Raw genomic sequence first — 19,810 nt, 5'->3', positions numbered from 1 at the left:
GCAGCCCATTGTCTCTACAGTGATCTGAAATGGACCCCTTCCTAGCTGCGCATTGCCTGCTCCATCACACGGGTGAGCCGCTGCATCTGCGCAGGATCCATCTTCGGAAAGAACGGCAGGCCGATCAGGGTCTCGGCGAGCGCATCCGCCTGGGGCGTGGGCAATAGCGTACAGAAGGGCAACAGCGCTTCCATGCGGTGCATGAGGGGCTGGTACCAGCGACGCGTCGCGATGCCCTGCGCGGCACACAGTGCCTCGAGCCGACTCCGGCAGGCAGTGTCGGGCATCCGTGCACACAACAGCGTCGGTGCCGCGATGGCGCCGGCCGGGCCGGCCATCTGCCATGCGATCCGGCCGTCCGCCGCGCGCGCAAGGGCGTCCTGCATTTCCCGCTGCAGGGCGCGCCGGGCCTGCGCGCCCTGCTCCCAGCAAGCGAGCGATGCCAGCGCCACGGCAGCGTGCAACTCGCTCATCTTGGCATTGGTGCCCACTGCCGCCAGGGCGCCGACCGGCAGGTGGCTGGACGGGTCGAGGTTGATGCCGAAATTGGCCGACTGGCGCACTCGCGCCGCCAACCCGGGGCGCGATGAGACCACGAAACCGCCCTCTCCCGCCGGCAGCGACTTGGTGGCATGGAGGCTGAACACGAGCGTGCCCGAAGCGCCTGCCAGCCACTGGCTGCCAAAGCCGGCGGCGGCGTCGATCATCACCGGGAGGCCCGTTTCGTCCTCGAAGCGCTGCCATGCCGCCATGTCGTGCGGCATGCCGAGGGCCGCCACGGGCAGGACGGCATCCACGGCACCGGTGGCACGGGCCGCGCGCGCGATGTCGGGCGTCAGCAGCCAGCTGTCGGCATCCACATCGCAAAGTACCGGCACGTGGCCGGCGCGCAGCACGGCCGTCGCCGTGGCAGCGAACGTGAAGGTGGGCATGAGCACCCGGGCGCCGGCGCGCAGCCCCAGCGATTGCAGCACCAGCTCCAGGCCCAGCGTCGCACTTGCCACGGTCGTGACCTGCTCTGCGCCCAGGCCGAAGCGCTCGGCAAAGCGGTCCTCCAGTTCGCGCACCAGTGGGCCGCCGTTGGAGTAGTAGCGCGCGGCATGCATGCGCTGCAGATAGGGCAGGAGGGACACCGGGTCCGGCACATCCGGCACCAGCAGAGGAATGGGATCGGTGGGAGCGCCGGCGGTCATACGGAGGGCGTGCTGTGCGCACGCTTCTCACCGCCGCCCAGGCGTGCCAGGACCGGCTCCGGATCGGCGAACACATCCAGGAAACGGTCGCGGCCTTCCAGGTAATTGAGCCACATGAGCCGGAACGCCTTTTCCAGCTCGGCCGTGCGGGCGGCATAGTCCATGAGTGCGCAGGCGGACAAGCGTTGCCGTGTTTCGTGGCGCAGGCGGGCCAGGGTTTCCGGATCGGCCATGAACGCCAGAGCCCGCTCGACGTATTGGTCGTCGCTGCGCGCCACCCAATCGGGATAGCCCACGCCCTGCAGCGTGCGCGCGGTGCTCGCGTCCACACCGCGCTCGGCGTCCAGCGACACGATCGGCAGCCCCATCCAAAGGGCATGCAGCGTCGTGGTGCCACCGGAGATCGGGGCCGTGTCGAGTGCCACGTCGGCAATATGTCCCAGTTCCATGAACTGGTTGAGCGGTTGCTGGTGCATCACGAACACGCGGTCCAGCGGCAGGCCCTGAGCCTCGACCCGCATCTGCATGTTGGCCTGGGCGGCCTCGGCAGACCGCTCCTTCACCATGATGACGAGGCGCGCATCGGTGCGCGCCTTCAGGATGCGCCCCCAGACACCCAGCATGCGGTCCGTGACCTTGGCGGAATTGTTCAGCGAGATGAGCGTGGGGTAGCCGTTGCGCAGCATTGGCGGCTCTTCGCACAGCGGCGCATAGGTGGGCGGTGCGTAGCTCGCCATGCAGGCCAGGCGAAAGAGCCGCTCGCTGTAGAAGACTTCATGGCCTGGCGGGGTGATGGCCGCATCGGTCAGGCGGTAATCCATGGCCTTCATGCCCAGCGGGCTCATGAATCCGAGCCACGTCACCTGCACGGGCGCCGCGCGGCGCGCGAAGACCAGCAGGCGGTTGCCGGCGGTGTGGCCCGACAGGTCCACCAGCACGTCGATGCCGTGCGAGCGGATGAGCGTGTAAAGGTCATCGTCGGACAGGTGGATCATCTCGTGCCAATGGGGCACGCACTGCTGCAGGGCATCGGTGATACCGTCGCGCCGCCCGCCCGAGTACACATGCACCTCGACCTCCTGCGGGTCATGGTGGCGCAGCACGGGCAGCATGAAGAACGCGATGGAGTGCTCCCGGAAATCGGCCGTGACATAGCCCACCTTGAGGCGTTTCTTCGAGCGGCGATCGGTCACGACGAGGGGAGCGGCCTTGCGCGTCAGCGGATCGGCGTAGCGCCGGCCCCAGTCCCTGTAGACCTCCAGCGTCTTGACGGGACTGCCCTCGATCTGGTCATGCAGGAAGGCGCGCATGACCCACATGGCCGGGTTGTTGCCGCGGCGACACACATCGTCGATCATTTGCAACGCTTCGGCGTGCCGGCCCAGGTTGAACAATGCGAACGACAGGCCATGCTGCGCATCCGGCATGCCGGGCTGCAGGTTCAGGGCGGTCTCCAGCGCCGGAATGGCCTGCGCCCAGTTTTCCATCTTGAGGTAGGTGCGCCCCACATGCATCCAGACGTCCGCACGCTGTGGATCGAAAGCCAGGGCGGTGGCGAATTTCGTCAGGGCACCCACCAGATCCTGCTGCGCCAGGCACTGCTCGGCCTGAAAGAGCGCGATCAGCAGGTCGGCATGCTCTTGCACGTCAGCATCGTCGGTGGAGGTGGGCATGGAGCACATCGGCGGCAGGCAATGGAAAAGGGTGGGATCGGGGCAGTGGACCGAAACGGCCGGGGTCCATCTTAGGGGCTCGCGGACACTGCGGTGGCCCCAATAAACCATGGTTTGCCCGCCTGTTTTGGCGGCGGGCGGCCGGTTTCACCAACAGGGCAACGGGACTTGTCAAGGGGAACGAATTGGGGTGTATCCCGCCTGCATTTCCGTTTTTGCGCTTCAAAAAGACTCTGCCAGAATGGCCCCATGTTTGTAATCATCGGTTACCTGGTCTGCCTCGGGTGCATTTTCGGCGTGTACGTGGTACACGGCGGGAATGTGAGCGTGATCATCAAAGCGCTCCCTTTCGAGATGATCACGATCTTCGGCGGCGCGCTGGGCGCGTTCGTGGTGAATAACCAACCGAAGGTGCTCAAGTCCACGCTGAAGGCGCTGCCCATGGCGCTCAAGGGGTCCAAGTACACCAAGGCACGGTACATGGAACTGATGGCGATGCTCTACGACATTCTGCAGAAAGCCCGCAAGGAAGGGCTGATGGCCATCGAAAAGGATGTCGAGACGCCCCACGAATCCGAAATCTTCAAGAAATACCCCACGGTCGGCAGCGACCACCATGTGATCGAGTTCATGACCGATTACCTGCGCATGATGGTCTCGGGCAACCTGAACGCGCACGAGATCGAGGCGCTGATGGACAGCGAGATCGAAACCCACCACCAGGAAGCACACGCCCCCGTGGCGGCACTGGCCCGCCTGGCTGGCGCGCTGCCGGCCTTCGGCATCATCGCCGCCGTGCTGGGCGTGGTGAACACCATGGGCTCGGTGGGCCAGCCTCCCTCCGTGCTCGGCGGCATGATCGGCTCGGCGCTGGTCGGCACCTTCCTCGGGATCTTGCTGGCCTATGGCGTGGTGGAACCCCTCGGTGGCCTGGTCGAGCAGAAGCTGGAAGATGCCGCCAAGGAACTGCAATGCATCAAGACCACGCTGCTGGCCAGCATGCAGGGCTACAACCCCGCCACCGCGATCGAATTCGGCCGCAAGGTCCTGTTCTCCACCGACCGTCCGAGCTTTTCCGAACTGGAAAGCCACGTGAAGGGCAAGAAGTAGGCTGAAGACGCCCCCATGGCCGACAAGAAACTCCAGCCGATCATCATCAAGCGCGTCAAGAAGGGCGGCCATGCCGTGCATGGCGGCGCCTGGAAGATCGCCTATGCCGACTTCGTGACGGCCATGATGGCGTTCTTCCTGCTGATGTGGCTGCTGGGCTCCACCGCCAAGGGCGAACTGCAGGGCATCGCCGCCTACTTCAATTCGCCGCTGAAGGTGTCCATGCAGGGGGGAGACGGTGCGGGCAACAGCTCGAGCGTGATTCCCGGCGGCGGCAACGATCTGTCCAAGGTGCATGGCCAGGTGCGGCGCTCCGACTCGGAGACATCGACGAACCGCCGCGCCAACCTCGAAGCCGCACGCGCCGAGCGCGCCCGCCAGGACGAGATGCGCATCAAGGCGCTGCAGGCCAAAATCGACGCGCTGATCACCGAAACGCCCAAACTGAATGAATATCGCTCGCAGATCCGCATGGATGTGACGCCCGATGGCCTGCAGATCCAGATCGTGGACGACCAGAACCGGCCCATGTTCGACAGCGGCAGTGCGTTGGTAAAACCCTACATGCGCGACATTCTTCGAGAAATCGGAACCGCGCTCGGCGGCGTGCAAAACCGCATCAGCCTGGCAGGCCACACCGACGCGACGCCCTACGGCAACGGCGACCGCGGCTACAGCAACTGGGAACTGTCGGCCGACCGGGCCAACGCCTCGCGCCGCGAACTCGTGGCCGCCGGCATGCCGGATGCCAAGCTGGGCCGCGTTGTCGGGCTGGCGGCCAGCGATTTGCTGGAACCCAAGGAGCCGCGCGCGCCCGCCAACCGGCGCATCACGATCACGGTTTTGACCCAGGAAGCCGAGGAACGGCTGCTCGGAAAGAAATCTGCCACCATCACTTCCACGGAGTTCACCGCCGAAAAGCGCGAGAATCCGGCATCCGCCCCTCGGCCGTAACGTCTTGTCACCAAACCTGCGGCCCATGACAATACACACTGCAATTTCCGACCGAAAGGGTCCCACGTGACCACTGCACTCCGCTTTTTGATCGTTGACGACTTCTCCACCATGCGACGCATCGTGCGCAACCTGCTCAAGGAAAGCGGCTTTGCCGATGCCGACGAGGCGGAAGACGGCGTGGTGGCGCTGAACAAACTGCGCAACAGCAAGTTCGATTTCGTCGTCACCGACATCAACATGCCCAACATGAACGGATTCCAGCTGCTGGCTGAAATCAAGAAGGACGACAAGCTCAAGCACCTGCCCGTGCTGATGGTGACGGCGGAAGCCCGCAAGGAAGACATCGTGGCAGCCGCCCAGAACGGGGCAGCCGGCTACATCGTCAAGCCGTTCACCAAGGCCACGCTGGAAGAGAAAGTCACCCTGATCCTCAAGAAAATGGGCCTGTGATCATGGATACCTCGGACAACAACCTTCCGGAAGCCGGCGCCGTTCACAACAAGATCGGCCAGCTGACCCGCCAGCTGCACGACTCGCTGAACGAACTCGGCTACGCCGACAAGCTGCGCGGCACGATGGGCGAGTTGCCCGATGCCCAAAGCCGACTTTCCTACATCGCGCGCCTCACGGGCGAAGCGGCAGAGAAGGTATTGAGCCGGGTGGAGCAGGCCAAGGCCCAGCACGACTTCATCGCCGAGGAAACCCGCCGTGTCGTCTCCTCGCTGGTCAAGGACCCCGTGGCGGCCGTCGCCAAGGGCGAGATCATGAACTTCCTGCACGACGTGGAACGCGTCACCAAGGAAGCCGACGGCCACCTGACCGAAATCATGATGGCGCAGGACTTCCACGACCTCACCGGCCAGGTGATCGCCCGTGTGGTCAACCTGGCGGCCACGATCGAAGAGCAGCTGGTGCAGTTGCTCATCCAGACCGCCCCACCGGCTGCGCAGGCGCAGGTCGCCCCGGTGGTGGAAGCGCGCCGCGAACACCTGGCCGGCCCGGTGGTCGATCCCGAAGGCACGCCCGATGTGGTCACCGACCAGTCCCAGGTGGACGATCTGCTGGCCAGCCTGGGCTTCTGATGCCGGGCGGGCGCTGGCGCTCCTGAAAAAGGAGCGTCCACCGTATATCCACATGGGATTTCATGGCCTTTTGGCATGCAATGGCAATAAGTACTAGGGCATATTGCTATCATTTTTGATGTACCGGGGTGCGTGACGCCCCGCCCCTGCCGGCCCACACCACCGGCCGCCACCCTGAATAGCCGCCCGACAAGCCGTCTATTCGCGCTTTAGGTTTCCGGGGCGCTCACGACAATGGCATGACCACCAGCCGTCATGCCACCATGGACTCCAGCCAAGACAAAGACCTCCCCGCGACAGAGCACAAGCTCCAGAAAGCGCGCAAGGACGGCCAGGCTGCGCGCTCGCGGGACCTGTCCCACATCGCCGTCCTCGGCATGGGCGCCTGCAGCGTCCTCGTGCTGGCGCCCATGCTGACCGAACACCTGCAGCTGGCCGTGCGCGAACAGCTGGTGTTCAACGCCGCCACGGTGCAGGCCACGGGCAGCATGGTCACCCGGTTGCACCAGATGGCGCTGATCGGCGTGGTCGCCAGCCTCGTCTTCGCCGTTCTCACCAGCGCCGCCGCCGTGGTCAGCGCCATCGGCGCCGGCGGCTGGGTGTTCAGCTTCCAGCCCATCACGCCCCAGTTCAGCCGGCTGAACCCGATCTCGGGGTTCACCAACTTGGTGTCCAAACAGCAGCTGGTCAACGTGGGCAAGATGGTGCTCATGACCGGCGTGATCACCGCCGTGGCCTGGAACTTCCTGGGCAACAGCATCCAGAAGCTGTCCATGCTGGTGCTGCAGCCCTCGCCGGTGGCTCTGCGCTGGGTGGGCGAATGGATGACCTCGGGCGTGAGCCTCATGCTGCTGGTGGTGTTTCTCGCGGCGGTCGTCGACGTGCCGCTGCAGGCGTTCTTCTTCAAGTCGCGCCAGAAGATGTCGCACGAGGAAATCAAGCAGGAGCACAAGGAATCCGAGGGCAGCCCCGAGACCAAGAGCCGCCAGCGCCAGCGCGCCCGCGAGATCGCCGACCGCGCCAGCATCGCCGCCGTGCCCAAGGCCGACTTCGTGGTGATGAACCCGACCCACTATGCCGTGGCCCTCAAGTACGAAGAAGGCACGATGAGCGCCCCGCAGGTGATCTCCAAGGGCACCGACCTGCTCGCCTTCAAGATCCGCGAAATGGCCACGCAGCATTCGGTACCGGTGCTGCAGTCGCCCATGCTGGCCCGCGCGCTCTACGCGCATGCCGAGCTGGACCAGGCCATCCCCGCCACGCTGTACGCCGCCGTGGCGCAGGTGCTGGCCTACGTTTACCGACTCAAGGCCGCGATGCGCGGCGAAGGCCGCATGCCCGAGGCCCAGCCCGACCCGTTCGTGCCGCCCGAACTTGATCCGCTGAACCGCACCACCGACGCAGGGACCGCCCCATGACGCCCTCCATCAAATCCGTCCGGCAGTGGGCCGGCACCAACGCCTCGGCCGTGCAGGGCATGTCCGCCCCGCTGCTGGTGGTGGCCATCCTGGCGCTGATGGTGCTGCCCATCCCCGCCTGGCTGCTGGACACCTTCTTCACCCTGAACATCGCCGTCGCGCTGATGGTGATGATGGTGGCGGCCTACATGCTGCGGCCGCTGGACTTCGCGGCGTTTCCCTCGGTGCTGCTGCTGACCACGCTGATGCGGCTGTCGCTCAACGTGGCCTCCACCCGCGTGGTGCTGCTGGAAGGCCACACCGGCCCGGGCGCGGCGGGTGCGGTGATCGAGGCCTTCGGCCACTTCCTGATCGGCGGCAACTTCGCCGTCGGCCTGATCGTGTTCGCCATCCTGGTGGTGATCAACTTCGTGGTGGTGACCAAGGGCGCCGAGCGGATCGCCGAAGTGTCGGCCCGCTTCACCCTGGACGCCATGCCCGGCAAGCAGATGGCGGTGGACGCCGACCTGAACGCCGGCCTCATCGACGAGAAGGAAGCCAAGCGCCGGCGCCTGGAAGTGGCGGAAGAAGCCAACTTCTTCGGCTCGATGGACGGCGCCTCGAAGTTCGTGCGCGGCGATGCGGTCGCCGGCATCCTGATCCTGCTGATCAACATCGTCGGCGGCTTCGCCATCGGCATGCTGCAGCACGACCTGTCGGCCGGCCAGGCGGCCAACAGCTACATCCTGCTGGCCGTCGGCGACGCGCTGGTGGCGCAGATCCCGGGCCTGCTGATCTCGGTGGCCGCGGCCATGGTGATCTCGCGCGTGGGCAAGGAAGAGGACATGGGGCACCAGATCGTGCAACAGCTCTTCATGTCGCCCCGCGTGCTGGGCGTGACGGCCGGCATCCTGATCCTGCTGGGCCTGATCCCGGGCATGCCGCACGCCGTGTTCCTCATCATGGGCTCAGGCTTGGGCTACGCCGCCTGGACGCTGATGAAGCGCGCCAACGCTCCGCAGCCGGTGGTGGAAGCGCCCCCGCCCGCGCACGACGGCGAAGCCAGCTGGGACGACCTGCAGCCCGTGGACCTGCTGGGCCTGGAGCTGGGCTACCGGCTCATCACCCTGGTGGACAAGAACCGCCAGGGCGACCTGCTCACCCGTATCAAGGGCGTGCGCCGCAAGTTCGCGCAGGAAGTGGGCTTCCTGCCGCCGGCCGTGCACGTGCGCGACAACCTGGAACTCAAGCCCAGCGCCTACCGCATCACCCTGCGCGGCGTGGTGGTGGGCGAAGGCGAGGCCTTCCCCGGCATGCACCTGGCGATCAACCCCGGCGGCATCACCACCCCCCTGATCGGCACGCCCACGACCGACCCCGCATTCGGCCTGCCCGCCCACTGGATCGACGAACACCAGAAGGAAGCGGCACAAATGGCGGGTTTTACGGTCGTTGATTCAGAAACCGTGATGGCGACGCATTTGTCACACTTGATGCAAGTTCAAGCCGCCAAGCTCCTGAGTCGCACCGAAACCCAGCAACTCGTGGAACACGTGGCAAAACTGGCCCCCAAGCTCATCGAGGAAGTGGTTCCCAAAATGGTGTCGATCGCAACGTTCCAGAAAGTCCTCCAGCTGCTGCTGGAAGAGTCTGTGCACATCCGCGACATCCGCACCATCATCGAGACGCTGGCCGAACATGCCGGCGCCACCACCGACCCGGTGGAACTGGCCCGCCGCGTGCGCATCGCGCTGTCGCCCGCCATCGTGCAGCAGATCTACGGCCCGACGCGCGAACTGAACGTGATCGCCATCGAACCCGGCCTGGAGCGCCTGCTGGTGCAGGCCCTGAGCAACAACGCCGGCCCATCGCTCGACCCGGGCGTGGCCGACATCCTCACGCAGAAGGCCGCCGAAGTCGCCATGAAGCAGGAAGAACTGGGCATGCCCGCCTGCCTGCTGGTGCCCGACGCCATCCGCAACGCCATTTCCCGCCTGGTGCGCCGCGTCGCGCCCCGGCTGCAGGTGCTCGCCCACAGCGAGATCCCTGAAACCCACACCATCCGCATTGGCCCGATCCTCAAAGGTGCATCCGCATGAACATCAAACGCTTCACCGCCCCCACCTCGCGTGAGGCCCTGGCCAAGGCGCGCATGGCCTTCGGGGACGGCACCCTCATCCTGTCCAACCGCCCCACCGCCAATGGCGTGGAAGTCATGGCCACGGCGGAAGACACGCTGTCCAGCCTGGAAAACGCGCCTGAACAGGCCCCGCCGAGCCGCCTGCAGGAGCGCGCCTCCGACATGGCCGCCAGCCCCGCGCGCACCCTGGCCCGCCCCGCGGCCGCCGCGGCCCGGGCCGAGCCCCAGCGCAACGCGGTGGCGCAGGACACCGAGCAGCTGGCCATGAGCACGCTGTCGTTCCAGGACTACGTGCGCGAGCGCATGCTGCGCCGCCGCCACGAAGCCCTGACCGGCGCGGCCGAGGCCCCTTCGATCAACGAGCGCAGCCGCGAACGCGCGCCGGACCGCGAGCGCGAACGCATGCCCGCACCGGCCGCCGCGCCCGTGGTGCGCCACAACCCGCTGCGCTCCATTCCGATGGACGTCGCCCCCGAGCCCGTGGCCCCGCGCCGCGTGCAGGTGCCCGTGCCCTCGCTGGCTCCCGCCGCCGGCCAGCAGAACCTGATGAGCGAGCTGCAGTCCATGAAGGACCTCATCGAGGACCGCTTCAACACCCTGGCCTGGCTCGGACAGGCCCGGCAGAACCCGATCCAGTCGAACCTGATGCTCAAGCTCATCCGCGCCGGCTACTCGCCGTCGCTGGCCCGCGCCGTGCTGGAGCGCCTGCCCGAGGAACTGGGCGCAGGCGATGCGGTGCGCTGGCTCATGGAAGTGCTGGAGCGCAACCTGAAGACCGACGCGCACGCCCGCCCCCTGTACGAAGAAGGCGGCATCTACGCCATGGTGGGCTCCACCGGCGTGGGCAAGACCACCACCACGGCCAAGCTCGCCGCCCTGTGCGCCCGCATCCACGGCCCGGGCAGCGTCGGCCTCATCACCCTGGACACGTACCGGGTCGGCGCCCACGAACAGCTGCGCACCTATGGCCGCATGCTGGGCGTCGTGGCCCACCTGGCGCACGACCGCGCCGCGCTGCAGGACCTGCTCGGCCTGCTGGGCGGCAAGAAGATGGTGCTCATCGACACCACCGGCGTCGCACCGCGCGACCCGCGCAAGCGCGACATGCTGGATGTGCTGGACCTGCCCAACGTCAACCGCCTGCTGGTGCTGAACGCCGGCTGCCACGGCGACACGCTGGACGACGTGCTCAGCGCCTTCAAGACCGCCGGCTCGCAGCAGGCCATCCTGTCCAAGGTGGACGAAGCCGTGAAGCTCGGCCCTTCGATCGACGCCCTGATCCGCCACCAGATGGTGCTGCGCGGCGTGACCAACGGCCAGCGCGTGCCCGAGGACTGGGAGGCCGCCGATGCGCACAAGCTCATCAGCACCTCGATGCGCTCGCCCGCCAAGTCGGCCTTCGACCCCAAGGCGTCGGACCTGAACTTCTTCTTCTCGCACTCGCCCGAGCTGGCCTCGGAAAGGGGACTGGTCGATGCTTGATACCGGATTCCACCAGGCCACGAGCCTGCACAGCATCACGCCGCAGTCGGACCTGCGGGTCGTGTCCGTCGTGGCGCAGCCCGACGCCGCCTACGGACTGGAAACCCTGTGGCAGGTGTGTTCCAGCCTGCAGCGGCTGGGGTATCCCGTCGCCGTGCTGGACGGCACCGCCCGCGAAACCGACGACGCGCCGGGCCTGGCCCACCTGCTGGCCGAGCCCTCCTGGCAGAACGGCGCCCCGCTCGAAACCGGCCCGGCGGCCTCGTCGCTGGCGGTGATTCCGGCCGGCTACGGCATGCAGCGCCTCGCCCGCCAGACCGCCGACGGCCCGGCCGCGATGCAGGCGCTGCAACCCTTCTTTCGCACCTATGCGCTGCTGGTGCTCTACGCCAGCGCCGAGGTGCTGGCACCATTGGTGCGCGCGACCTCGGCCATCCCCCTGGTGATCGCCGAAGGCGGCCCCGACAGCGTGGTGCAAAGCTACCGGCAACTGAAACACATGGCGATGCACGCCGGCGTGCACTGCTCGGTGGCCTCCATCCTGCCGCCCGGCGGGCCGGCCCAGGCCGACCCGACGCATGCGGCGTTGAACACGCTGCAGCGCTGCGCCGAGCGGCACCTGGGCAGCGGCATCCTGACCAGCACGGTGCGCGCCAACCACGCCCAGGACGTGCAGCGCCTGGCCTTGCAACTGCTGGAAAACGCGTGCACCATTGGCGCCGCAACGCCGACCCCCACCCCGCCCTTCGGCATGACGGAGACGGCAGCGCATTTCGCCCGGAGACATTGACCCGATGTACACCGCCAAAGGACAGCTCGACCGCGATGCGCTGATCCGCCAGCACGTGCCGCTGGTTCGCCGGATTGCGCACCACATGATCGCCAAGCTCCCGCCCAACGTGGAGCTGGACGACCTCATCCAGGTGGGCATGATGGGCTTGAGCGAGGCCCTGTCGCGCTACGAGGTGGCGCAGGGCGTGCAGTTCGAGACCTTCGCCACCCAGCGCATCCGCGGCGCCATGCTCGACGAATTGCGCGAGGGCGACTGGATGTCCCGCAGTTCGCGCAAGAGCCAGAAGGAAATCGAACACGCCGTCCACCGGCTGGAGCAGAAACTCGGGCGCAGCCCGCTGGAATCCGAGATCGCCGCCGAGCTGGACCTGAGCCTGGGCGAATACCAGACGCTGCTGGGCAAGGTGCGCGGCACGCAGTTGGTCTACCTGGAAGACATGACGCGGGGCGACGACGGCGACGACGGGTTTCTCGACCGGCACGTGGCCGACGGCGAAGCCGACCCGATGGCCATGCTGCGCGACCAGCGGCTCAAGGCCTCGCTGGTGGCCGCCATCAAGAGCCTGCCGGAGCGCGAGCAGCACATCATGGGCATGTACTACGAGCACGACATGAACCTGAAGGAGATCGCGGCCGTGCTGGGCGTGACCGAATCGCGCATTTGCCAGTTGCACAGCCAGTCCATCGCCCGGCTGCGGGCCAAGATGCGCAGCCACTAGCGGAGCGCCGCCGTCCCACCGGACGCGCCCCTGGCGCTAACGAAAAGGCCGCATGCAGATGCGGCCTTTTTGCTTTGGGAGGCTGGCTTTTGCCAGGAGCGAAGGGGAAGCCGGGCGGGATCAGCCCTGCGACCGGTAGATCCGTGCGGCGCCGCCCGAGCGTGCCGGAGCACCGTTTCCGTAGGTCGCAGCCTCCTGGGGCGGCAGCAGGGTCGCCACCTGGCGCTCGGTCAACGCGGACAGGCGCGCCAATTGTTCCCGCTGCTGGGACAACTGGCTGCGCAGGGCCTGGATGCGGCGCTGGATGTCGGCCGGCAATTCGGTGGGGCGGGGGATTTTCTGGAGCGCCTGGGACAGATCGAGAGCGGCCTGGCGCAACAGGGGGGCGGTGCGTTCTACCGCGAGCGCGTCGGTTTCCAGCAGGGCGGCACCGACGTCTTTCAACCGGGATTCGACTTCAGACAGCGTGGTTTCGAGTTGCATGGGTGGATCCTGTGCCGATCAACCCCTGCAGGAAACCCGGGGTCAGTGGCTGTTGCTGGTGTGGGAGATGATTTCCTGAGCATTGGACAGCAGCTTGTCCGCGATCGCATCGGCGTCCACCGAGAAGGTGCCCTTTTCGATGGCGGCGCGCACGGCCTTCACCTTGTTGGCATCGAAATCGGTGCCGGCGCGGCCGTTGGCTTCGAGTCCGCGGGCGGCGCTGGAAAACGTGACAGGCACGCCAGCGGCCGCAGCGGCAGCGGGCGCGGCGCTCTTGGCAGCCGTTTCGGCGGCAGCCGCAGGGGCCTTGGCCTGCTTGGCAGCCGTGGCGGCTTGCGACACTGCATTGGCTATTTCGGGGTTTTGACCTATCTTCATCGCTCTCTCCCACCCCGCTCGATGTGGGGCACAGTAGCAATGTTTTCGACCACTTCGACAGGGACTTTAGGCTTTTCTTGCGCCCCATCGCTTACAAAGTGATCTCTACTGTTCCATTTTCGGACACAACACCGGCGACGACACGGCCATTCTCCATACGGATGCGCACAGTCTCGCCAACGGCGCCTGCGGTGATCGCCTGGCCTGCGGATGTTACCGAATAACCCCGCCCCTGCGCCACCACCCGCACCGCCGCCCCCGCCTTGAACAGGGTCGGCGCCTTCACCATGTGCTGGCGCACGGCCTGGCCGGCCATGAGCTGGCGCGAGGCCACCATCCCGACCCAGCTGTCGGGATTGGCCACGATCGCGGTGGTTTCCGCCGCCCAGTCCACTTCGGCCTCGGTCGCATCGGCGGCCGTGAGCACGGCCCCGGACGCGACATTGCCCGTGAGCACCCACGCCGGGCCATACGCCTTGACGGTGACGGGCAGGAACACGTTCCACGCGGTGGCACCGTCCACGCAGCGCAGCCCGAGGCGGGTGCGGCCCCACAACCGCGAGCCGGCAGGCAGGTAGGGCTCGACGCGGGCGCATGGTGCCAGGCGCAGGCGGGGGTCCAGGGCCCCCACGCTCACTTCCATGCGCAGCGGCATGCTGGCCGTGCCCGACTGGCCGCGCTGCAGCGCATCGTCCAGCCAGCGCTGGGTGATTCCGCCCAGGTCCGCCGCCGGTTCGGCCACGGCCTGGGCCCGCAGCGCCGCGGCGGGCAGGGCAAAGGCCGCCGCCAGAGCGGCCATCCGGGCCAGGCGCAGGGTGGGAAGGAGTCGGGGAGCGGTGGTATGTGACATGGGAAAGCCTCCTGTGGCGGGGAATGCGCCGCCCAACAGGGAAGGCCATTCGACCCCTGGCACTTTAGGGCCGGCCGGCGCGCACGAAGCACCGAACTGCGCGCCAATCGCCGCGTTCTTCGCGCTTTAGAAAAACCGGCCCATTTCCATAATCGAACCCACGCCGGAACCCCTCTTTTCCCCGGCCAGGACCCAACGCTTTGCGAGGCTGACATGCTCAACAAGATGACTGAAAGGCTGGATTTCCACGGCAACGCGCTTTTGCTGCGTGCCGAGCGCCAGCGTGCCATCGCGAGCAACATCGCCAACGCCGACACGCCGGGCTACGTGGCCCGGGACTTCAATTTCGCCGACGCGATGCGCGACGCGACCGGCGGCGGCTCGACCACGCTGAGCACCGGATCGGGGTCGACCATGTCCCTGGCCACCGGCCAGCGCCAGCAAAGCGCCACCGACCCGCGCCACATTCCGCTGCCGGCCGCCACGACAGGCATGGGATCGGGCAGCACGCTGGGCTACTCGGTGCAGACCCAGCCCAACCTGGACAACAACACGGTGGACCTCGATCGCGAGCGGGCCGCCTTCGTGGACAACGCCGTGCGCTACGAAGCCACGCTGCGGTTCATCAACGGCAACGCCAAGACGATGCTGAGCGCCATCCAGGGCCAGTAAGCGCCGTAACGCCACCACCCACGGAAAGCGGAAACCGCCATGTCCATGTTCTCCATCTTCAACGTCTCGGGCAGCGCCATCAGTGCGCAGTCGCAGCGGCTCAACGTGGTGGCCAGCAACCTGGCCAACGTCGAGGCCGTGGCCGGCCCGGACGGCCAGGCCTACAAGGCGCGCCAGGTGGTGTTCCAGACGGCGCCGATGGGCGCCGAGAGCGCCGCCGGCGTGCGGGTGAGCGCCATCAGCGAGAGCAACGCGCCGGGCAAGCGGGTGCACGACCCGAGCCACCCGTCCGCCGATGCGGAGGGCTACGTCACCCATTCCAACGTGAACGCGGTGGAGGAGATGGTCAACATGATCTCTGCCTCGCGTTCCTACCAGAACAACGTCGAGGTCATGAACACGGCCAAGTCGCTGCTCCTCAAGACCCTGCAGATGGGCCAGTAACTTTTCGGGAAGAACCTCGCCATGATCCTCAATCCCATCGGCTCCACCGCCACCGTGAATTCGGGCACCAGCGCCAATTCGGCCACCGACCCCAACGCCGCGCAGGACCGCTTCCTGAAGCTGCTGGTCGCGCAGTTGAACAACCAGGATCCGATGAATCCGATGGACAACGCGCAGATGACCTCGCAGATGGCGCAGATCAACACCGTCACCGGCATCCAGACGCTGAACCTGACCATGCAGACCATGGCCGAGCAGTTTTCCACGATGCAGACGCTGCAGGGCACGGCCATGATCGGCCGCTCGGTGCTCGCGGAAGGCTCCAAGATGACCTACACCGACAGCACGGGCAAGGGCTACTTCGAGCTGGCCGGCGCGGCGACCAGCACCAAGGTCGAGGTCGTCACGCCCGGCGGCGCCGTCGTCGGCACGGTGGACATGGGCGCGCAGGACAAAGGCCGCCACGAGTTCGAGTTCGACGCCAGCAAGTACGCGGGCAACAAGAGCGACCTGCAGTTCCGCGTGGTCGCCTCCACCAAGGACGGCACCGTGCAGTCCACGGCGCTCATGCAGGCGAAGGTGGTGGGCACCGGCTCCAACAGCGGCGCGCTGACGCTGGACCTGGACACCGGCAGCACCGTCAACTACAGCCAGATCAAAGCGGTGCTCTGACCGGCACGCCCTTCCCACCTATCCACGCGCTTTCCTTCTTCCTCTCAGGAGAACACCATGAGCTTTCAGCAAGGCCTGTCCGGCCTCAACGCCGCCAGCAAGAACCTGGACGTGATCGGCCACAACATCGCCAACTCCAACACGGTGGGCTTCAAGGCCTCCCGCGCCGAGTTCGCTGAAATGGTGGCCTCCGCCATCGGCTCCGCGGGGGGAACCAACGCCGGCATCGGCGTGGAGACCGCCGACGTGGCGCAGCAGTTCAACCAGGGCAATCTGTCGATCACTGGTAACAGCCTGGATGTGGCGATCAACGGCGACGGCTTCTTCAAGCTGCAGCAGCCCGACGGCACCAATGCCTATACCCGTGCGGGCAATTTCAAGCTCGACGACCTGGGCAACGTGGTCACCAACAGCGGTGCCAAGGTGATGGGCTACACGGTGGACCCGGCCACGGGCCTGCGCACGGCCAGCAACGCCACGCCGCTGTCGTTCCCCACCTCGCAGCCGATCCCGGCCAAGCAGACCACGTCGATCACCGCTTCTTTCAACCTCGACGCGCGCGCGCCGGACGCCGCGGGCGACTCCACCGCCACGCCGCCCGTGCCCGCCACGCCGCGCGCCACCTACGGCACGTCGATCAACGTCTACGACAGCCAGGGCGTCGCCAAGCCGGTGAGCCTGTACTTCCAGAAGAACGGCGCTAACACCTGGGACGTGTACGACAAGCTGGACGATCCCACGGCGACGCCGCCCGTGGTGGCCGCGCCCGTCGGCCAGATCACCTTCGACAACAACGGCAAGATCACCGCGCCCGCGGCGACCCCGCCCGCCACCGGCTTTCAACTGCCGCTCACGATCTCGCCCACGCCGCCCAATCCGAACAACCTCACGGACTACAGCGTAAACGTGAAGCTGGACGGCGTGACGCAGTTCGGCACCAAGTTCGCCGTGTCCGACCTGTCGCAGGACGGCTACACCGCCGGGGAGCTGACGGGCATCAACATCGAAAACAACGGCATGGTGATGACGCGCTACTCCAACGGCGTGACGCGCGCCGAGGGGCAGCTGGCGCTGGCCAGCTTCCGCAACACGCAGGGCCTGGCCTCCATCGGCAACAACAACTGGGCCGAGACGTTCGAATCCGGCCAGGCCGTGATGGGCGCGCCCACCGACGGCAAGTTCGGTGCCCTGCGCTCCGGCGCATTGGAAGACTCCAACGTGGACCTGACGGCCGAGCTGGTGAACATGATGACGGCGCAGCGGGCCTACCAGGCCAACGCGCAGACCATCAAGACGCAGGACCAGGTGATGTCCACGCTGGTCAACCTGCGCTGATCCTTTTCCTGAACCCCACCCCTACCGACTGAGACGCCTGCGCGAGACCCTCCATGGACCACATCATCTACACCTCGATGACGGGCGCCAGCGCTGCCGCGCAGCGCCAGTCGGTGCTGGCCAACAACCTGGCCAACGCGTCCACGAACGGCTTCCGTGCGGAAATGTCCACCTTCCGCGCCGTGCCGGTGCAGGGCGACGGTGCCAAGACCCGCGTGTTCGCCCTGGAGGCGACCTCGGGCCACTCCGAAGCGTCCGGCCCGGTGCAGCGCACCGGCCGCAACCTGGATGCCATGGCGGTGGGCAATGCCTGGTTCGCCGTGCAGGGGCTCGACGGCACCGAGGCCTACACCCGCAACGGCAGCCTGGAAGTCTCGGCCACGGGCCAGCTGCTCACGAGCAACGGCCTGACCGTGCTCTCGGACGGCGGCGGCCCCATCGACGTGCCGCAGGGCGCGGAGATCGCGCTGGGCTCGGACGGGACCATCACCGCCAAGGTCGGCAGCCAGCGCCCCGCAGCCGTGGGGCGCCTGAAGCTGGCCACGCCCACGCTGGAAGACCCGCTCAAGCGCGGCGACGACGCCCTGTTTCGCACCACCTCGGGCGATCCGCTGCCCAGCGATCCCAATGCCCGCATGCTGTCCGGCGCGCTGGAAGGCTCCAACGTGAATGCCGTGGAGAGCATGGTCGGAATGATCGCCGCCTCCCGCCAGTTCGAGGCGCAGCTGCGCCTGCTGCAGACGGCCGAGACCAACGACAAGTCGGCCAGCCAGCTGCTGAGCCTCAACGGCTGACCCCGACGCCGAGCCCGACGCAACCGCCTCCCCAAAGGAACCGCCATGATCAATTCCCTGTGGATCGCCAAGACCGGCATGTCCGCCCAGCAAACCCAGCTGGATGTCATCTCGCACAACCTGGCCAACGTCTCCACCAACGGCTACAAGCGCAACAACGCGGTCTTCGAAGACCTGATCTACCAGAACCAGCGCCAGGTCGGCGCGCAGACCACCGAGCAGAACCAGTTGCCCACCGGCCTGCACCTGGGCCTGGGCGTGCGCACGGTGGCCACCAGCCGCAACTTCACGCAGGGCAGCCTGCAGCAGTCCAACAACAACCTGGACGTGGCGATCAACGGCAACGGTTTCTTCGAAATCACCCAGCCCGACGGCACCATCGGCTACACCCGAGACGGCTCGTTCCAGCTGGACGCGCAGGGCCGCATGGTCACCTCCAGCGGCCTGCCGGTGGCCAACGGCATCACGGTGCCCGCCAACGCCACGGCCATCAGCATCAGCACCGAGGGCGTGGTCTCCGCCACCGTGCCGGGCAGCACCGCACCCCAGCAGCTGGGCAGCATCGCGATGGCCAGCTTCATCAACCCGGCCGGCCTCGAGCCGATCGGGCAGAACATGTACAAGGAATCGGCCGCGTCCGGCCAGCCCCAGCAGGGCACGCCGGGCACGAACGGCCTGGGCTACATGCGCCAGGGTTTCCTCGAAACCTCGAACGTGAACGTGGTGGAAGAGCTGGTGACCATGATCCAGACCCAGCGCGCCTACGAAATGAATTCCAAGGCCATCCAGACATCGGACCAGATGCTGGCCAAGCTCGCGCAGCTTTGAAGCGCAACGCCGACCGTTCCCACGAAGAACGCCCACGCCCCCACCGCTAGTTGCAGGATTCCGCCATGCGTACCGCCTCCTTCCTCCGCTCGTTCCCCCTGCCGGCGCCGTCCGCGCGCCTGGCCGCCGTCGCCGGCCTCGTGCTGCTGTGCACCGGCTGCGCCACGCTGTCGCCGCCGCCGCCCGTGGACCTGCTGCCCACCACGCCGCCGCCCGTGGCCGCCACGCCGCGGCCCTCCGGCCCCGCGACGGGCAGCCTGTTCCACGCGGCCAGCTACCGGCCGGTGTTCGAGGACCGCCGCGCGCGCCTGGTGGGCGATGTGGTCACCATCCAGATCATCGAGACGGTGTCGGCCAGCCAGAAATCGACCTCCACCGTGGACCGCAAGTCGGGCACGGCGTCGGGCATCACCGCGCTGCCGTTCATCAGTTCGACCAACCTGGGCAAGGCCTCGCTGGGCGCGACCAGCACCAACAACTTCGAAGGCAAGGGCGGCACCGAAAGCACCAACACCTTCACCGGCACCATCACCACCACCGTCATCGACGTGCTGCCCAACGGCCACCTGGTGATCGCCGGCGAAAAGCAGATCGGCGTGAACGACAACGTGGACGTGCTGCGCTTTTCCGGCACGGTGGACCCGCGCGCCCTGCAGCCGGGCAGCGTGATCAGCTCCACGCTGGTGGCCAACGCCCGGGTGCAGTCGCGCGGGCGCGGCGCCCAGAGCGAGGCGCAGGCCATGGGCTGGCTGTCGCGGGCTTTCAATTCGGTCACGCCGTTCTAACCGCGCCACCCATCCCCTGCCCGC

The 19,810-nt window shown here is 67.0% G+C and carries 21 protein-coding genes; 16 read left to right on the top strand and 5 right to left on the bottom strand.

Annotated elements, in window-relative coordinates; genetic code table 11:
* Positions 1-41 precede the first annotated feature (41 nt).
* Both AVME950_RS23890 and AVME950_RS23885 read right to left on the bottom strand, forming a co-directional pair.
* Entirely contained in the window at positions 42-1,193 is a 1,152-nt protein-coding gene (locus AVME950_RS23890) for a DegT/DnrJ/EryC1/StrS family aminotransferase (RefSeq protein ID WP_284431690.1), read from the bottom strand.
* Positions 1,190-2,866 (bottom strand): O-linked N-acetylglucosamine transferase, SPINDLY family protein, encoded by a 1,677-nt coding sequence (locus tag AVME950_RS23885; protein ID WP_284431689.1) that lies wholly within the window; start codon positions 2,864-2,866, stop codon positions 1,190-1,192. The genes AVME950_RS23890 and AVME950_RS23885 overlap by 4 nt, the downstream gene beginning before the upstream one ends.
* Positions 2,867-3,115: 249 nt before the next feature.
* Here AVME950_RS23885 and motA point away from each other — a divergent pair, with 249 nt between their 5' ends.
* From motA to AVME950_RS23840, 9 genes are all read left to right on the top strand, one after another.
* Positions 3,116-3,976, top strand: coding sequence for a flagellar motor stator protein MotA (gene motA / locus AVME950_RS23880; RefSeq protein ID WP_284431688.1), 861 nt, complete (start codon positions 3,116-3,118; stop codon positions 3,974-3,976).
* Between the two features lie 15 nt (positions 3,977-3,991).
* Positions 3,992-4,930 carry a flagellar motor protein MotB gene (motB, locus tag AVME950_RS23875; RefSeq protein WP_272565427.1) on the top strand — a complete coding sequence of 313 codons (939 nt, stop codon included), beginning with the start codon at positions 3,992-3,994 and terminating at the stop codon, positions 4,928-4,930.
* Between the two features lie 66 nt (positions 4,931-4,996).
* Positions 4,997-5,383 carry a chemotaxis response regulator CheY gene (cheY, locus tag AVME950_RS23870; protein ID WP_092745669.1) on the top strand — a complete coding sequence of 129 codons (387 nt, stop codon included), beginning with the start codon at positions 4,997-4,999 and terminating at the stop codon, positions 5,381-5,383.
* Between the two features lie 2 nt (positions 5,384-5,385).
* On the top strand, positions 5,386-6,015 hold the full coding sequence (locus AVME950_RS23865; RefSeq protein WP_272565428.1) for a protein phosphatase CheZ: 630 nt from the start codon (positions 5,386-5,388) through the stop codon (positions 6,013-6,015).
* Between the two features lie 263 nt (positions 6,016-6,278).
* On the top strand, positions 6,279-7,433 hold the full coding sequence (locus AVME950_RS23860; protein WP_272569821.1) for an EscU/YscU/HrcU family type III secretion system export apparatus switch protein: 1,155 nt from the start codon (positions 6,279-6,281) through the stop codon (positions 7,431-7,433).
* A complete protein-coding gene (gene flhA, locus AVME950_RS23855) occupies positions 7,430-9,511 on the top strand; it encodes a flagellar biosynthesis protein FlhA (protein WP_284402628.1) in 2,082 nt (693 codons plus the stop codon). Before AVME950_RS23860 ends, flhA begins: the two co-directional genes overlap by 4 nt.
* A complete protein-coding gene (gene flhF, locus AVME950_RS23850) occupies positions 9,508-11,034 on the top strand; it encodes a flagellar biosynthesis GTPase FlhF (protein WP_284431687.1) in 1,527 nt (508 codons plus the stop codon). Before flhA ends, flhF begins: the two co-directional genes overlap by 4 nt.
* Positions 11,027-11,824 carry a hypothetical protein gene (locus AVME950_RS23845; protein WP_284402626.1) on the top strand — a complete coding sequence of 266 codons (798 nt, stop codon included), beginning with the start codon at positions 11,027-11,029 and terminating at the stop codon, positions 11,822-11,824. The genes flhF and AVME950_RS23845 overlap by 8 nt, the downstream gene beginning before the upstream one ends.
* Before the next feature lie 4 nt (positions 11,825-11,828).
* The gene (locus tag AVME950_RS23840) at positions 11,829-12,545 is read left to right on the top strand and encodes an RNA polymerase sigma factor FliA (protein ID WP_284402625.1); all 717 of its coding nucleotides are present in this window, start codon (positions 11,829-11,831) and stop codon (positions 12,543-12,545) included.
* A gap of 120 nt (positions 12,546-12,665) precedes the next feature.
* On the opposite strand, the gene AVME950_RS23835 is transcribed toward AVME950_RS23840, so the two are convergent.
* The 3 genes from AVME950_RS23835 to flgA all read right to left on the bottom strand — a co-directional run bounded on the left by AVME950_RS23835 (position 12,666) and on the right by flgA (position 14,256).
* On the bottom strand, positions 12,666-13,028 hold the full coding sequence (locus AVME950_RS23835; RefSeq protein WP_284402624.1) for a hypothetical protein: 363 nt from the start codon (positions 13,026-13,028) through the stop codon (positions 12,666-12,668).
* A gap of 42 nt (positions 13,029-13,070) precedes the next feature.
* On the bottom strand, positions 13,071-13,406 hold the full coding sequence (gene flgM / locus AVME950_RS23830) for a flagellar biosynthesis anti-sigma factor FlgM (RefSeq protein WP_284402623.1): 336 nt from the start codon (positions 13,404-13,406) through the stop codon (positions 13,071-13,073).
* Between the two features lie 91 nt (positions 13,407-13,497).
* A complete protein-coding gene (gene flgA / locus AVME950_RS23825; RefSeq protein WP_502869451.1) occupies positions 13,498-14,256 on the bottom strand; it encodes a flagellar basal body P-ring formation chaperone FlgA in 759 nt (252 codons plus the stop codon).
* A 213-nt stretch (positions 14,257-14,469) separates the two neighbouring features.
* Here flgA and flgB point away from each other — a divergent pair, with 213 nt between their 5' ends.
* From flgB to AVME950_RS23790, 7 genes are all read left to right on the top strand, one after another.
* Entirely contained in the window at positions 14,470-14,928 is a 459-nt protein-coding gene (gene flgB / locus AVME950_RS23820; protein ID WP_272565438.1) for a flagellar basal body rod protein FlgB, read from the top strand.
* Positions 14,929-14,967: 39 nt separating this feature from the next.
* Positions 14,968-15,372: a flagellar basal body rod protein FlgC gene (flgC, locus tag AVME950_RS23815; RefSeq protein WP_272565439.1), complete on the top strand. Its 405-nt coding sequence runs from the start codon at positions 14,968-14,970 to the stop codon at positions 15,370-15,372.
* 21 nt (positions 15,373-15,393) lie between these two features.
* On the top strand, positions 15,394-16,044 hold the full coding sequence (locus AVME950_RS23810; RefSeq protein ID WP_272565440.1) for a flagellar hook assembly protein FlgD: 651 nt from the start codon (positions 15,394-15,396) through the stop codon (positions 16,042-16,044).
* A 57-nt stretch (positions 16,045-16,101) separates the two neighbouring features.
* On the top strand, positions 16,102-17,379 hold the full coding sequence (gene flgE, locus AVME950_RS23805) for a flagellar hook protein FlgE (protein ID WP_284407501.1): 1,278 nt from the start codon (positions 16,102-16,104) through the stop codon (positions 17,377-17,379).
* Positions 17,380-17,432: 53 nt separating this feature from the next.
* Positions 17,433-18,173, top strand: coding sequence for a flagellar basal-body rod protein FlgF (gene flgF / locus AVME950_RS23800; protein WP_272565443.1), 741 nt, complete (start codon positions 17,433-17,435; stop codon positions 18,171-18,173).
* 45 nt (positions 18,174-18,218) lie between these two features.
* Positions 18,219-19,001 carry a flagellar basal-body rod protein FlgG gene (gene flgG / locus AVME950_RS23795; protein ID WP_284427267.1) on the top strand — a complete coding sequence of 261 codons (783 nt, stop codon included), beginning with the start codon at positions 18,219-18,221 and terminating at the stop codon, positions 18,999-19,001.
* A gap of 65 nt (positions 19,002-19,066) precedes the next feature.
* Complete coding sequence (locus AVME950_RS23790; RefSeq protein ID WP_284431686.1) at positions 19,067-19,786, top strand: flagellar basal body L-ring protein FlgH; 720 nt, start codon at positions 19,067-19,069, stop codon at positions 19,784-19,786.
* Positions 19,787-19,810 lie beyond the last annotated feature (24 nt).

Source organism: Acidovorax sp. SUPP950 (assembly GCF_030158935.1).
GTDB lineage: Bacteria > Pseudomonadota > Gammaproteobacteria > Burkholderiales > Burkholderiaceae_C > Paracidovorax.
This window is presented reverse-complemented; position numbering and strand designations above follow the sequence as displayed.